The sequence below is a fragment of the Staphylococcus ureilyticus genome (assembly GCF_002902235.1).
In the GTDB taxonomy this organism is placed as follows: domain Bacteria; phylum Bacillota; class Bacilli; order Staphylococcales; family Staphylococcaceae; genus Staphylococcus; species Staphylococcus ureilyticus.
Genome location: NZ_PPRL01000152.1, coordinates 3,022 through 18,752 on the forward strand (window position 1 = coordinate 3,022; position 15,731 = coordinate 18,752).

The 15,731-nt window shown below is 32.8% G+C and carries 12 protein-coding genes; all 12 read left to right on the forward strand.

What is annotated here, in order from left to right:
* Nucleotides 1–2,012: polyribonucleotide nucleotidyltransferase (gene pnp, locus CD150_RS12455; RefSeq protein ID WP_103161648.1), on the forward strand; the 2,012-nt coding region annotated here is incomplete at its 5' end.
* Between the two features lie 352 nt (nt 2,013–2,364).
* Nucleotides 2,365–4,038, forward strand: a complete 1,674-nt coding sequence (gene rnjB / locus CD150_RS12460; RefSeq protein ID WP_046208620.1) for a ribonuclease J2 — start codon at nt 2,365–2,367, stop codon at nt 4,036–4,038.
* A gap of 280 nt (nt 4,039–4,318) precedes the next feature.
* Nucleotides 4,319–6,751: an FtsK/SpoIIIE family DNA translocase gene (locus tag CD150_RS12465; protein WP_073343666.1), complete on the forward strand. Its 2,433-nt coding sequence runs from the start codon at nt 4,319–4,321 to the stop codon at nt 6,749–6,751.
* 2 nt (nt 6,752–6,753) lie between these two features.
* Nucleotides 6,754–7,467, forward strand: a complete 714-nt coding sequence (locus CD150_RS12470) for a GntR family transcriptional regulator (protein WP_046208619.1) — start codon at nt 6,754–6,756, stop codon at nt 7,465–7,467.
* Nucleotides 7,468–7,477: 10 nt separating this feature from the next.
* Nucleotides 7,478–8,767 (forward strand): EF-P 5-aminopentanol modification-associated protein YfmF, encoded by a 1,290-nt coding sequence (gene yfmF / locus CD150_RS12475; protein ID WP_073342269.1) that lies wholly within the window; start codon nt 7,478–7,480, stop codon nt 8,765–8,767.
* Nucleotides 8,767–10,053, forward strand: a complete 1,287-nt coding sequence (gene yfmH / locus CD150_RS12480; RefSeq protein ID WP_103161643.1) for an EF-P 5-aminopentanol modification-associated protein YfmH — start codon at nt 8,767–8,769, stop codon at nt 10,051–10,053. The genes yfmF and yfmH overlap by 1 nt, the downstream gene beginning before the upstream one ends.
* A 3-nt stretch (nt 10,054–10,056) precedes the next feature.
* Nucleotides 10,057–10,761 carry an elongation factor P 5-aminopentanone reductase gene (gene ymfI / locus CD150_RS12485; protein ID WP_046208616.1) on the forward strand — a complete coding sequence of 235 codons (705 nt, stop codon included), beginning with the start codon at nt 10,057–10,059 and terminating at the stop codon, nt 10,759–10,761.
* Between the two features lie 191 nt (nt 10,762–10,952).
* On the forward strand, nt 10,953–11,783 hold the full coding sequence (locus CD150_RS12490; RefSeq protein WP_046208615.1) for a DUF3388 domain-containing protein: 831 nt from the start codon (nt 10,953–10,955) through the stop codon (nt 11,781–11,783).
* Nucleotides 11,784–11,814: 31 nt separating this feature from the next.
* Nucleotides 11,815–12,207 carry a helix-turn-helix domain-containing protein gene (locus tag CD150_RS12495; protein ID WP_080937823.1) on the forward strand — a complete coding sequence of 131 codons (393 nt, stop codon included), beginning with the start codon at nt 11,815–11,817 and terminating at the stop codon, nt 12,205–12,207.
* A gap of 54 nt (nt 12,208–12,261) precedes the next feature.
* Nucleotides 12,262–12,840 carry a CDP-diacylglycerol--glycerol-3-phosphate 3-phosphatidyltransferase gene (pgsA, locus tag CD150_RS12500; protein ID WP_046208613.1) on the forward strand — a complete coding sequence of 193 codons (579 nt, stop codon included), beginning with the start codon at nt 12,262–12,264 and terminating at the stop codon, nt 12,838–12,840.
* Between the two features lie 226 nt (nt 12,841–13,066).
* Nucleotides 13,067–14,218: a CinA family nicotinamide mononucleotide deamidase-related protein gene (locus CD150_RS12505; RefSeq protein ID WP_070658447.1), complete on the forward strand. Its 1,152-nt coding sequence runs from the start codon at nt 13,067–13,069 to the stop codon at nt 14,216–14,218.
* Nucleotides 14,219–14,384: 166 nt separating this feature from the next.
* Nucleotides 14,385–15,440, forward strand: a complete 1,056-nt coding sequence (gene recA, locus CD150_RS12510) for a recombinase RecA (RefSeq protein ID WP_046208611.1) — start codon at nt 14,385–14,387, stop codon at nt 15,438–15,440.
* The last annotated feature ends 291 nt before the right edge of the window (nt 15,441–15,731 follow it).

Sequence of the window (15,731 nt, forward strand, 5' to 3'; positions counted from 1 at the left end):
TTGTTAGATATGGTGATACAGTCGTTTTATCTACTGCAGTAGCATCAAAAGAACCACGAGATGGTGACTTTTTCCCATTAATGGTTAACTATGAAGAAAAAATGTATGCTGCAGGTAAAATACCTGGTGGCTTTAAAAAACGCGAAGGACGTCCAAGTGATGAAGCCACGTTAACTGCACGTTTAATTGATAGACCCATTCGACCACTGTTCCCTAAAGGTTACAGATATGACGTTCAAATTATGAATACAGTATTGAGTGCTGATCCAGATTGTTCTCCTGAAATGGCAGCAATGATAGGTTCGTCAATGGCATTAAGTGTTTCTGACATACCTTTTCAAGGTCCAATAGCAGGTGTAAACGTTGGTTATATAGATGGTGAATATGTGATTAACCCTACCGTTGCACAAAAAGAAGTATCTAGACTCGATTTAGAAGTAGCTGGTCATAAAGATGCGGTGAATATGGTAGAAGCTGGTGCAAGTGAAATTACAGAAAATGAAATGCTTGAAGCGATTTTCTTTGGACATCAAGAAATTCAACGTCTAGTTAGCTTCCAAGAAGAAATTATCGACCATATTCAACCAGAGAAAAAAGCATTTATTCCTGTTGAAAAAGATGAATCACTCGTTGCTAATGTAAAATCATTAACTGAATCATATGGTTTGAAAGAGGCCGTATTAACATTTGACAAGCAACAAAGAGATATTAATTTAGATGAACTTAAAGAAAAGGTTGCATCAGAATTTGTTGATGAAAATGATGACGAAAATGAAGCATTAATCAAAGAGGTCTACAGTATATTAGATGACTTGGTTAAAGAAGAAGTTAGACGTCTCATTGCAGAAGAAAAAATTAGACCAGATGGTCGTAAAACAGATGAAATTCGTCCATTAGAATCTGAAGTAGGTATTTTACCAAGAGCACATGGTTCAGGTTTATTCACAAGAGGACAAACTCAAGCACTTTCAGTATTAACATTAGGGTCAATGAGTGAATACCAAATCTTAGATGGTCTTGGTGAAGAAGAACAAAAACGTTTTATGCATCACTATAATTTCCCAAATTATTCAGTTGGTGAAACTGGTCCAGTTCGTTCACCTGGTCGACGTGAAATTGGACATGGTGCGTTGGGAGAACGTGCGCTTAGCCACATCATTCCAGACGTTAAAGATTTCCCATATACTGTGAGAATAGTGAGTGAAGTATTAGAATCAAACGGTTCATCATCACAAGCTTCTATTTGCGGGTCCACATTAGCGTTGATGGACGCAGGTGTTCCAATCAAAGCCCCAGTTGCGGGTATTGCCATGGGATTAGTGACACGTGACGATAGTTATACGATTTTAACAGATATACAGGGCATGGAAGATGCGCTTGGAGACATGGACTTTAAAGTAGCAGGTACATCGGAAGGTATTACAGCTATACAAATGGATATCAAAATTGATGGTTTAACTAAAGAAATTATTAAAGAAGCGCTTGAACAGGCTCGAGAAGGTCGTTTAGCCATATTAGATCATATGTTAAAAACAATTGATACGCCACGTAGTGAACTTAGTGCTTTTGCACCTAAGGTTGTTACGATGTCTATTAAACCTGAAAAAATTAGAGATGTCATTGGCCCTGGTGGTAAAAAAATCAATGAAATCATTGATGAAACGGGTGTTAAATTAGATATTGAACAAGATGGAACGATATTTATTGGTGCAGTAGATAAAGATGCGATTGAAAAAGCACGTAGTATCATAGACGAAATCACACGAGAAGCGGTAGTTGGAGAGGTATACAATGGTACAGTTAAACGTATTGAAAAATATGGTGCCTTTGTTGAATTATTCCCAGGTAAAGACGCACTTGTACACATTTCGCAAATTGCTAATGAGCGCATTGATAAAGTAGAAGATGTGTTGAAAGTAGGAGACACATTTAAAATTAAAGTTACAGAAATTGATAAACAAGGTAGAGTAAATGCTTCGCATAAAGCATTACTATCTAATCATTCTAAATAATGTTTATTGCTAGAGACTGGTAAAATGATGAGAACTGCTTACAATAGAATTATTTTAATTCTATTGTAGAAAAGTTCAAGTCAGATCACTGGTTTCTTTTTTTAATGTTTGACCTAGGCTAATAAAAATTATTAAGTCAAAAGTTAAATATATATTTGAAAATGCACATTAAAAAGTGCGATTAATACGACATTACGTTCCGGAGAAAAATTTTTACATAAATACAAATCATCCAATGATATATTTTAAAACAACTAAAGAACTACTTTAATAGTGTACATAAGGCCTATTTTCACTTATAATAAACTATGAGTTTATATATGGACGGGTAATTTAAATAGGAGGTAACATTTTGAGTTTAATTAAGAAAAAAAATAAAAATATTCGTATTATCCCTCTCGGAGGCGTTGGGGAAATTGCGAAAAATATGTATATCGTTGAAGTAGACGATGAAATGTTTATGTTAGATGCGGGATTGATGTTTCCAGAAGATGAAATGTTAGGTGTAGATATTGTTATTCCTGATATTCAATATGTGATAGAAAATAAAGAGAGATTAAAAGGTATATTCCTAACGCACGGGCATGAGCATGCGATAGGAGCTGTAACTTATGTGCTTGAACAAGTTGATGCACCTGTTTATGGATCGAAATTAACGATTGCATTAATCAAGGAAAATATGAAGGCGCGCAATGTTAATAAGAAAGTTAGATATTATACTGTTAATAATGAATCAATTATGCGCTTTAAGGGTGTTAATGTCACATTCTTTAATACTACTCATAGTATTCCAGATAGTTTAGGTGTTTGTATACACACTTCATATGGTGCGATTGTTTACACTGGAGAATTCAAATTCGATCAAAGTTTACAAGGTCATTATGCACCAGATTTGAAAAAGATGACTGAAATTGGACAAGATGGTGTGTTTGCGTTAATCAGTGATTCTACTGAGGCAGAAAAACCAGGTTATAATACACCTGAAAACGTGATAGAATCTCATATGTATGATGCGTTTACAAAGGTGAAAGGTAGATTAATCGTTTCATGTTATGCATCTAATTTTATTCGCATTCAACAAGTTTTAAACATTGCACAAAGGTTAAATAGAAAAGTATCTTTCTTAGGTCGTTCGTTGGAAAGTTCGTTTAATATCGCTAGAAAGCTTGGCTATTTTGATATTTCTAAGGATCTACTAATACCAATTAATGAAGTGGAAAATTATCCCAAAAACGAAGTGATTATCATTGCTACTGGTATGCAAGGAGAACCTGTTGAAGCTTTAAGTCAAATGGCTCAAAAGAAACATAAAATCATGAATATTGAAGAAGGAGATTCCGTCTTTTTAGCAATTACTGCATCTGCTAATATGGAAGTGATTGTTGGAAATACGTTAAATGAACTCGTTCGAGCAGGCGCAGAAATCATTCCAAACAGTAAAAAAATTCATACATCAAGTCATGGTTGTATGGAAGAGTTAAAAATGATGATTAATATCATGAAACCTGAGTATTTCATCCCAGTAAATGGTGAATTTAAAATGCAAATTGCCCATGCCAAGTTAGCTAATGAGGCAGGCGTCCAACCAGAAAAAATATTCTTAGTGGAAAAAGGCGATGTAGTAAACTACGATGGCGAAGAAATGATTTTAAATGAGAAAGTTAATTCCGGCAATGTGCTCATTGATGGTATAGGTGTAGGTGATGTTGGTAACATCGTATTACGTGACCGTCATTTACTTGCTGAAGATGGTATTTTTATCGCAGTCGTAACGCTAGATCCTAAGAATCGTAGAATTGCTGCTGGTCCAGAAATTCAATCACGTGGTTTTGTTTACGTAAGGGAAAGTGAGGCTTTATTAAATGAAGCTGAAGAAAAAGTACGTGAAATCGTTGAATTAGGTTTACAAGAAAAACGTATTGAATGGTCAGAAATCAAGCAAAATATGCGTGATCAAGTAAGCAAACTACTTTTTGAAAATACAAAACGCCGTCCGATGATTATTCCGGTAATTTCTGAAATTTAATAATTTCTATCCTAAAATAAAGAGGTTAAGACAGACGCTTTGGTAAAGTTATTTAAAAGTACATTGTATATATATTATATCTAAACAAATTATATACAACCTTTAAATATACTGGAGCGAATAATGTCTTACCTCTTTTATGTTATTATAAGTATGTAATAAAATGATTTTATAGTATTTAAAAGCATATTTATTATGTGTATTTTCACTTGTAATTAAAATACACATTTATGGTTCATATACATATTGAAAAAACAGAGTTGAAAAGAAGGTGTGAATGTTGGCACAAACAAGAAAGAGCTCAACAACAAAGAAAAAAACATCGAATACGAAAAAGAAAACCGCAAATAATAAAAAGAAGAAAAGTGACAGTCCGTTAAGATATATTATTGCGATAGTGATTTTTATTGCTATCATCCTTGGTGTTTTTCAATTGGGTATTATAGGCACCATGATAGATAGTTTCTTCAATTACTTATTTGGTACAAGTAGGTATTTAACTTATATATTAATCTTGATTAGTACTGTATTCATTACTTATTATAAAGCGTTACCAAAGACAAGACGTACCACTGGCGCATTTGTTTTACAAATTGCATTGTTACTTGTGACTCAAATAGTATACTATTTCATGCATAGAGCACAATCGCTCAGAGAGCCTGTGCTATCATATGTTTATAAATCTTATGAACATACGACATTTCCAAATTTTGGTGGAGGCTTATTTGGACATTACTTATTGGCATTATTGATACCTCTTATTTCAATTGTCGGAGTTATTATTGTAACGATATTATTAATCGCTTCTAGTTTTATCTTATTGACAAAACAAAGACATAGAGATGTATCTAAAGTTGCTTTTGAAAAAATGAAAATAAAAAGTCAGGATGCTTCTGCAAATCTTAAAGAGCGTCGCAAAGAAAATAAAATTAAGAAAGATGCTAAAGCACGTATAAAAGCAGAAAGAAAAGCTGAAAAAGCAGCTGAGCAATCACAATCTCAAAATAACGTTAAAGATGTCACTGATTTACCTGAGATTAGCAACAACACGACTGAGCAACAATCAATTCCGATTTATGGTCATAACGATTATAAAGATGAAGATATTCAACAAGCACAACCTCAAAATAAAAGGTCTAAACGCGTTTTTGATCAAAATAATCAAAGTGCGGCGCAGCAAATGAATCAAGAAGATAATAGAATTACAGAGCAACCTTTAAACGAATTAGAAGAAAGTGAAGCATATGATGAAGATGCAGCTTCAAATTCTATATCTGAGGCAGGAGAAGTAGAAAACGAAGCCTATAAAATACCGCCATTAACGTTATTGAAACAACCAGCTAAACAGAAATCAACTTCTAAAGCTGAAGTGCAGAAAAAAGGGCAGTTATTAGAAAACACTTTAAAAAACTTTGGTGTAGATGCTAAAGTCACTCAAATTAAAATAGGTCCAGCAGTGACACAATATGAAATACAACCCGCTCAAGGTGTTAAAGTAAGTAAGATTGTTAATCTTCATAATGATATTGCGTTAGCATTAGCAGCTAAGGACATACGTATCGAAGCACCAATACCTGGCCGATCTGCTGTTGGTATAGAAGTACCAAATGATAAGATTTCACTTGTTTCTTTAAAAGAAGTGTTAGATGAAAAATTTCCAGCTTCGAATAAATTAGAAGTAGGACTAGGTAGAGATATTTCAGGCGACCCAATCACAGTAGAACTTAACAAAATGCCTCATTTACTTGTAGCAGGTTCTACAGGAAGCGGGAAATCTGTTTGTATCAATGGTATTATTACAAGCATCCTATTAAATGCAAAGCCACATGAAGTTAAACTTATGTTAATTGATCCGAAAATGGTAGAATTAAACGTATACAATGGCATCCCTCATTTGCTCATACCTGTTGTAACCAATCCTCATAAAGCATCACAAGCTTTGGAAAAAGTAGTTGCAGAAATGGAAAGAAGGTATGACTTGTTTCAACATTCTTCTACTAGAAATATTGAAGGTTATAATGAAGCGATTAGAAAGCAAAATGAAGCGTTAGATGAAAAGCAATCAGAATTACCATATATTGTCGTGATTGTAGATGAGTTAGCAGATTTAATGATGGTTGCTGGTAAAGAAGTAGAAAACGCAATTCAAAGAATTACACAAATGGCACGTGCTGCTGGTATTCACTTAATAATCGCAACACAACGTCCATCCGTTGATGTAATTACTGGTTTAATCAAAAATAATATTCCGTCTAGAATTGCCTTTGCTGTGAGTTCACAAACAGATTCTAGAACAATCATTGATAGTGGCGGAGCAGATAAATTACTTGGTAAAGGTGATATGCTTTATGTCGCTAATGGTGGATCAACTAGAACAAGAGTTCAAGGTGCGTTTTTAAGTGACCAAGAGGTTCAAGACATCGTAAATTATGTCGTAGAGCAACAAAAAGCGAATTATGTAAAAGAAATGGAACCCGATGCCCCAGTTGAAAAATCAGAAATGAAGAGTGAAGATGCCTTATATGATGAAGCGTATTTATTTGTAATTGAACAACAAAAGGCAAGTACATCGTTATTGCAAAGACAATTTAGAATTGGTTACAACCGTGCTTCTAGATTGATGGATGATTTAGAACGTAATCAAGTGATTGGACCACAAAAAGGTAGTAAACCTAGACAAATACTTGTGGATTTAGATAGTGATGAGGTGTAAATATGGAATTAACTTCTGTTTATAAAGTAAAAGAATGGCTGATTCAAGAGATAAGTACGAGAGGATTGAAACCGGGAGATGCTTTACCTAGTAATCTTGCGGTTGCTAGAAAATTAAATGTTAAAACAGATGATGTATACGATGCAGTTGATGAACTGATTACTGAGCAAGTGCTATCTAATAATTTAGAAGAAGGTGCAAGTGTTAAAAAGCTGCACCCATTCTTCTATCCATTAGATGAGTTGGTTAGTATTAGTAAAATGATAGAAGATCAAGGGTATCATGCGAGTACAGAATTTATAAATTTAGACGAAAAACCTGCGACCTCTTTAGATGCTAAAAGATTAAATCTTCCTGAAAAGGCGTTGGTGACAATTATTGAACGTGTGAGAATGGCTGACCGCATGCCAGTTGTTTATTGTTTGGATAAGCTACCAGCTGAAGATTTAACATGTGCAGAGTATCAAAATAGTGATGAATCTTTGTTAAATGCTTTGGAATATTATGCTTCGAAAAAAGTGGCATATGCAGAAACTGAGATTGAAGCTATTGGTTATGAACCACATATTTCGGATGTTTTAGATGCTTCGCCGCATGAAGGACTTATGTTATTGAAATTAATTCATTATGATAAAAATGATCAACCAATACTTTATTCTTTTAATTATTTCAAAAGTAGTTTAGTAAAATTTAAAACGGTTAGAAATAGTATATAATAACAAAATTATGAAAGTGAGGTTTGACAATTTGAAAATTAATGAACAACAAAATAATTTGCATATTAATGTGTTACCAACAACAAAGTTCAAAACGACCACAATTACTTTAAAATTTATGGCACCATTAGATAGTGAAACCATGACAGCTCGATCAATTCTCAGTAAGTTACTCGTGCGTGCTACAAAAAAATGGCCAACAGACAAGGCGTTTAACCGTCATCTTTCAGAATTGTATGGCGCGTATGTTAATAGCTTTGTCTCAAAATTTAAAGACAAACATGTCATCACAATATCATTGGAATTAGTGAATGAGCGCTATCTTACTGATCAAACCCCATTATTTGAAAAAGGTTTAGATTTGTTGAGAGAAATGATTTGGAATCCTTTAGTTGTTAATGATCGTTTTGACGAAAACTTCGTTTCACAGGAAAAAGCTTTATTAACTAAAAAATTAGAAGCAATGGTTGATAATAAATCTCAAATATCTTTTTTAAATTTATTGAAGTATATGTTTGGTGAACAACCATATCGTCACCTAGCTTCAGGACAAGTAGATTACATAGCAGATATTTCACCTGAAAATTTATATCATACATATCAATCTATGCTACACAACGACTATTGTGCTGTTTATGTCGTGGGTAATGTAGATGAACAAGAAGTAAAATCTCAAATCAAAACTTATTTTGATATAAAACCATTCCAATTCAAACAATCTCATGCGACGCCAGTGCCACAAGCAGATAATGTGCCACAAGAAATTATTGAGACAGATGAAGTGGATCAAGCTAAATTAAATATTGGATTTAAATTGCCTGTACAATTTGGAGATAAACAATATTTTGCAAGTGTTGTTTTTAATACTATGTTTGGCGGAGACCCATCTTCCGTTTTGTTTAACGAAGTACGAGAAAAACAAAGTTTAGCATATTCAATTCATTCCCAAATAGATGCAAAAAATGGTTTTATGTTTGTTCTTAGTGGTGTTTCATCTGACAAATATGAAGTAGCGAAAGATACAATTATTGCGGAATTTGAAAAGTTCCAACAAGGTCAATTTAGCGAAGAAAAATTAGAACTTGCTAAAAAGATTATTATTTCACAGCGTCAAGAGTCATATGACCGTCCTAAACGCATCATAGAGATATTAAATAATAATATTCTATTAGAACATGGTATATCAGAGGAAGCGTACATTAAACACATTCAAGATGTGGATTATGCTGAAATCATAGATTTAGCAAAAAATATAGAACTCAATACAATCTATGTTTTAACGAAAGGGGGTAATTATTAATGCAATGCACATACTATAAGCAAATAGATGAAACTGTATATGAAGCTGAGTTAAATAATGGATTGAAATTATTTGTCATCCCTAAAACTGGCTTTCAGAAAACATTTGTTACATATACAACTCAATTTGGTTCCTTAGACCGTAAATTTAAACCACATGGCAGTGAAGATTATGTTACTGTACCAGATGGTGTAGCGCACTTTTTAGAACATAAACTATTTGAAAATGAGGAAGAAGACTTGTTTACTGCATTTGCAGAAGATAATGCACAAGTAAATGCCTTTACTAGTTTTGACCGAACAAGTTATTTGTTTAGTGCAACAGATAATATTGAAAGTAATATAAAACGCTTGTTAACCATGGTTGAAACACCATACTTTACCGAAGCATCTGTAGATAAAGAAAAAGGTATTATTGCTGAAGAAATAAAAATGTATCAAGAGCAACCTGGATATAAATTAATGTTTAATACATTAAGAGCTATGTATGAATCACATCCAATTCGTGTAGATATAGCTGGTAGTGTAGAAAGTATTTATGAAATAACTAAAGAAGATTTATACCTATGCTATGAAACATTCTATCATCCTTCTAATATGGTTTTATTTGTTGTTGGAGATGTAGATGTAGACCATATTTACAATGTTGTTGCTGACCATGAAAATCAAAGAGATAAAACGAATCAACCTCGAATAGTTAGGGATTCTTTAAAAGAACAGGATAGTGTAAAAGAAAAAGTAGTCACTGAAAAGATGAAATTGCAATCACCTCGAATTATGCTTGGCTTTAAAAATATGCCATTAACTGATGTGCCAGATAGATTATTGGTAAAAAAAGATTTAGAAATGACTTTGTTTTTTGAATTACTATTTGGTGAAGAAACTGACTTTTATCAAATGTTACTTAATGAAGAGTTGATAGATGAAACATTTGGGTATCAATTTGTATTAGAGCCTACATATAGTTTTTCCATGATTACCAGTGCGACTCAACAACCAGATAAGTTAAAAAAATTATTGATGGATGAACTCGAAGCAAAACAGGGCAATTTAACTGATACAGAAGCATTTAATTTATTGAAAAAGCAATTTATTGGTGAGTTTATATCTGGTTTGAATTCGCCTGAATATATTGCGAACCAATATACAAAACTTTATTTTGAAGGTGTAAGTTTATTTGATCTATTAGATATTGTTGAAAGTATTACATTGGAAAGCGTAAATGAAACGGCACAATCGAGTTTGAATTTATCCCAAATTGTAGATAGTCGTTTGGAGATGAAATAAACAATGAAAGCTTTAGTTATAGGTGGCTCAGGGTCAATTGGTTCTGCAATCGTTAATCGCTTATTATCTGATGGGTATGAAGTCATCGTTCATTATAATAATACAGATATCAATAAATTAAAGTTTCAGTTCAACCATAGTTCAGTGCAATTGGTACAATGTGATTTGCGCAACGTAGATGATTTTAACCAATATTTTCATTTTATAAAAAATTTAGATTGTCTTATTTATGCGAGTGGCACTGCATTGTATGGTCAGTTGCAAGATATGACGGATGCAATGATTGATGAGCATTATCAAATTCACGTGCGCCAATTCATTAGAATGTGTAGATATTTTGTAGACCAGTTACGACAAAGTCAAAATGGGCGGATTATAGTTATTTCATCAATATGGGGAGAAACAGGTGCGAGTATGGAAACAGTCTACTCGGCGATGAAGTCAGCTCAAATTGGCTTCGTAAAAGCACTGAGTCAAGAATTATCATTGACTTCAGTCACTGTGAACGCGATCGCACCTGGTTTTGTAAGTGGTAATATGTTAAAAGCTTGGGGAGAAAATGATCTTGAAACTTTATCTCAAGATTTACCACAACAAAGATTTATTGAACCAGAAGAAGTTGCCCATACTTGTAGTTATCTTTGTAATCCATTAGCCAAAAGTGTCACTGGTACAATACAAAAAGTGAATGGTGCTTGGTATTTATAATTTTTGATATAATAGAAAAAATAAACCACCTGTGAATCATTCAATGATATAATATCAATATCATTCATTACATTACTTTTTAAATTATTTATGTGGGACTATGCTTTTTTCATTAAATAAATAACTGAAAATGTGATAGATTTTAGTCAAAGCGCATTGTTGCGATTTATAAACTAAGGGGTGTATATGCCATGACAGTTGCTACAAAAAAAGAATGGTATTTAGAATATGAAATTACAATGAACAGAGCTGGATTATTAGGTGACGTTTCCAGTTTATTAGGTATGATGGGTATTAGTATTGTTACAATAAATGGCATTGACGAAGGCAGAAGAGGTCTATTAATTAAATCGGATAACCTTGAAAAAGTTAGTAGATTTGAAAATATCGTTAGTGAAATTGATGACATCTCTATTACTAAATTGCGTAAACCAGAATTACGAGATCGATTGGCTGTACGACATGGTAGATACATAGAACAAGATGCTGCTGATAAAAAAACATTTCGTTTTGAAAGAGAAGATTTAGGTTTATTAGTAGATTTTATGGCCGAATTATTTAAAGAAAAAGGGCATAAATTAATCGGTATTAGAGGTATGCCTAGAGTAGGTAAAACTGAATCGATTGTTGCTGGTAGTGTCTGTGCCCATAAGCGTTGGCTATTTATTAGTTCTACGCTAATTAAACAAACTGTTCGTAGTTCGCTCATCAAAGGTGAGTATGATTCTGATCATGTCTATATTATTGATGGTGCGGTTACAGCCAGAGAATCTAACCAAAAACATCAAGAATTAGTGAAAGAAGTTATGAGCTTACCAGCGATTAAAGTTGTAGAACATCCAGATTTATTTGTGGAAACTAGTGATTATGAGATGAGTGATTTTGATTATATCATTGAGCTAAGAGAAAATAAAAATCAAGAAATCCATTATGAAGAAATGAAAAAACATACCGTAAAAAGTAAAAATAATCTTGATTTCGGTGACGATGTTTTCGGTGGTGGTTTTGGATTTTTTGAATAGTAAAAGATAATGGATGAGGAGGACTAACATCGTGAGTTTAGTTGGTCAAACTTTAAAAGGACGTCGCGAAAGATTAGGTATGACATTAACAGAATTAGAAAACCGAACAGAAATCAAACGCCAAGCTTTAACACTCATTGAAAATAATGATTTTGAGTCCCTTAAAAATGCAGATTATGTAGAAGGTTTTATTCGCAAATATGCAAAGGCTGTAAATATTGATGCTGAACAGCTTATTCATGCACATAGAGATGAAATTCCTAATCATGATAACAATTTGAAAGAAACGATTGATGCTTTTTCTTCAGATCATCAACCTACTTATCGTAGTAAAAACAAAGAACCTCTGCAGTTAGCAGTAGTAATAAGTCTAGTGATTATTATCACTGCCATACTGTGGATATTAGCGGTATTATTTTTATAAAAAATGTTATTGTAGTTTTGTTGTAAGTTATATATATAGAAATGAGGATTTGAAATGAATATTCCGAATTGGATAACTGTCTTTAGAGTTATATTAATTCCAGTATTTCTATTATTCGCTTTAGTAGATTTTGGTTTTGGTAATGTAACTTTTATTGGTGGATATGAAATTAGAATTGAATTATTGATTAGTGGTATTATCTTTATTGTTGCTTCGTTAAGTGACTTTGCAGATGGTTACTTAGCAAGAAAATGGCAGCTTGTTACAAATATGGGTAAATTTTTAGACCCATTAGCAGATAAATTACTCGTTTCAAGTGCTTTGATTGCTCTTGTTGAAATTGGGTTAACAAACTCATGGGTTGCGATTATTATTATTGCACGTGAATTTGCGGTTACAGGGTTACGTTTATTACAAATCGAACAAGGTTTTGTAAGCGCAGCAGGCCAATTAGGTAAAATTAAAACGGCGGTTACGATGATTGCGTTAGTATGGATTTTACTAGGCGACCCATTAGCTACATGGATTGGTTTTCCAATAGGTCAGGTGCTATTATACATAGGGGTATTCTTTACGATTCTATCTGGTATTGAATACTTTTATAAAGGTAGAGATGTATTTAAGGCTAAATAATATGAGTTTGGTTCTGGCAAACATGAATTCAACTGGAAAGTGTTTTTAAGCACCTTTCCAGTTTTTTTGTTAAAATAGTATATCTTGATACAGAATCGTTATTAATTAAGACAGAATAATCTTCAAACGAAATTTTAGTTTTTAAATAGAATTGGATTTATAATATAAATAATAAGTTTAACAAATTAAATAGCGAAATTTTTCTTTCGGACAAGGAGGGGAAAGTGTGAATATATCAATTATAGCAGTTGGATCTGAATTATTGCTGGGTCAAATTGCAAATACCAATGGTCAATATCTATCAAAATTATTTAATGATATAGGACATAGTGTTGTAGAACACACTGTAGTAGGAGATAATCCTAATAGACTTGAAAGAGCAATACATTCATCATTGGAACAATATGATGCTGTTATTCTTACTGGTGGATTAGGACCTACTAAAGATGATTTAACAAAGCATACGGTAGCTCAAATATTAGATCGCAATTTAGTAACGGATGAAAAGTCATTGATGTATATTGAGCATTATTTTAAAGATCAAAATGTTGAAATGACTCCGAACAATAAACAACAAGCACTAGTCATTGAAGGTGCAACAGTTTTAGAAAATAAAGTAGGTATGGCACCAGGTATGCTGATTGAATATAACGATAAACACATCGCTCTATTGCCTGGTCCACCTAAAGAAATGCAACCGATGGCAAAAGATGGCTTATTACCATATTTTTTAACTGGAGAAGGTATTATTTTTTCAGAATTATTGCGTTTTGCAGGGATAGGTGAATCTAAAGTTGAAACTATTTTAATTGATTTGATAGATAATCAAACAAATCCTACTATTGCACCATTAGCTGGTACGCATGAAGTTAATATAAGACTGACGGCGAATGGTAACTCTAAACAAGAGTGTGAAGCACTAATAGCACCAGTAAAAAAAGAAATCCTGTCACGTATAGGTAAATATTATTACGGGTCAGATGATAATTCCATAGAATCATCCTTTTTAGCACATATGAAACAATCATTTGCAATCTATGATGGTGTAACAGATGGCGAATTATATTCTAGAATGAAAGATCATGATTATTCAAATAAGCTATTTGGTATGTTACCCCATCACCAACAGTTTATAAATTCTAAAGAGGATATGGAGCATCAATTACTAATTTCATGCCGTATCGTCAAAGATTTGTATAATGCTGAAATTGGTATTTCATTATTACATGAAAATGGTACAGTATACTTAGGTATTTTAGAAAACGAATGCCTAACCATTAAATCATTTAAAATGACGAAGAATAGAAATTTAATAAAAAAAAGATCACAAAACTATTCATTGATTAGATTATTAAACTACTTTAGAGAAAAAAATTAATAATTCAAAACAAACAATGATTAGTACGTACGTTCCCTTTTTGTGAAGAATTGTTCTATTAGTAGCGAACAAATATTCGCAAAATGCTTGCAGAATACTTTAAATCAATGTATAGTATGGTTAAGATATTTTTCAGAGATAAATCTCATTTAGGAGGTCCAGCGTTTTGGATAATGATCGTCAAAAAGCTTTAGATACAGTAATTAAAAATATGGAAAAATCATTTGGTAAAGGTGCAGTAATGAAACTTGGTGATAATGAAGCACGTAAAGTTTCTAGTGTATCAAGTGGTTCGGTAACACTAGATAACGCATTAGGAGTTGGTGGTTACCCTAAAGGTAGAATCATAGAAATATATGGGCCAGAAAGTTCTGGTAAAACAACAGTTGCATTACATGCCATAGCCGAGGTACAAAAAAATGGTGGTATCGCTGCATTTATTGATGCTGAACATGCTTTAGACCCTGTTTATGCAGAAGCATTAGGTGTTGATATTCAAAACTTATACTTATCTCAACCAGATCATGGTGAGCAAGGCTTAGAAATCGCTGAAGCATTTGTTAGAAGTGGTGCGGTTGATATCGTCGTTGTCGATTCAGTAGCTGCGTTAACACCGAAGGCTGAAATTGAAGGCGAAATGGGCGATACACATGTCGGTTTACAAGCACGTTTAATGTCACAAGCATTACGTAAATTGTCTGGTGCTATTTCTAAATCAAATACAACTGCTGTATTTATAAACCAAATTCGTGAAAAAGTTGGCGTTATGTTTGGTAATCCTGAAACGACACCAGGTGGACGTGCATTAAAATTCTATAGTTCTGTACGTTTAGAAGTTCGTCGTGCTGAACAGTTGAAACAAGGTCAAGAAATTGTTGGTAACAGAACAAAAATCAAAGTGGTAAAAAACAAAGTAGCACCTCCATTTAGAGTGGCTGAAGTTGATATGATGTACGGAAAAGGTATCTCTAAAGAAGGAGAGCTCATAGACCTTGGTGTAGAAAATGAAATCGTTAATAAATCGGGTGCTTGGTATTCATATAATGGTGAGCGTATGGGTCAAGGTAAAGAAAACGTTAAATTATATTTAAAAGAAAATCCAAAAGTTAAACAAGAAATCGATCAGAAATTGCGAGAAAAACTAGGTATTTTTGATGGTGATGTAGATGAAAAAGAGGAAGAAGATGCACCAGCTACACTTTTTGATGAAAAAGATGAGTAACTTATAAATTAAGTTAAAATATTATAAATTTTCTTATAAAATAAGTGTGTATTTATAAATACACACTTATTTTTTTGTAATTGCATATAGGTTTAAAATTATTAAATAAAAATTTTTTATGATGAAAAAACAACAAGAAATAAGCAATAGCAGTAACTGTAACTATTTTAATGTAAAAGAAGCTATTCAAATATTTAATTAATGTAGTTGCACACCTTGACACTTCTTAGTTTGAAACCGTACAATTACATTGTATGATTCTTATATAACTTCATATAATCATATTGAATT

What these genes read in the sequence shown, in the direction of transcription:
- yfmF (WP_073342269.1), top strand. Translation starts at nt 7,478, where the DNA reads ATGAAAGTGAGGTTTGACAATTTGAAAATTAATGAACAACAAAATAAT.
- CD150_RS12470 (WP_046208619.1), top strand. Translation starts at nt 6,754, where the DNA reads ATGGAATTAACTTCTGTTTATAAAGTAAAAGAATGGCTGATTCAAGAG.
- CD150_RS12490 (WP_046208615.1), top strand. Translation starts at nt 10,953, where the DNA reads ATGACAGTTGCTACAAAAAAAGAATGGTATTTAGAATATGAAATTACA.
- pgsA (WP_046208613.1), top strand. Translation starts at nt 12,262, where the DNA reads ATGAATATTCCGAATTGGATAACTGTCTTTAGAGTTATATTAATTCCA.
- yfmH (WP_103161643.1), top strand. Translation starts at nt 8,767, where the DNA reads ATGCAATGCACATACTATAAGCAAATAGATGAAACTGTATATGAAGCT.
- ymfI (WP_046208616.1), top strand. Translation starts at nt 10,057, where the DNA reads ATGAAAGCTTTAGTTATAGGTGGCTCAGGGTCAATTGGTTCTGCAATC.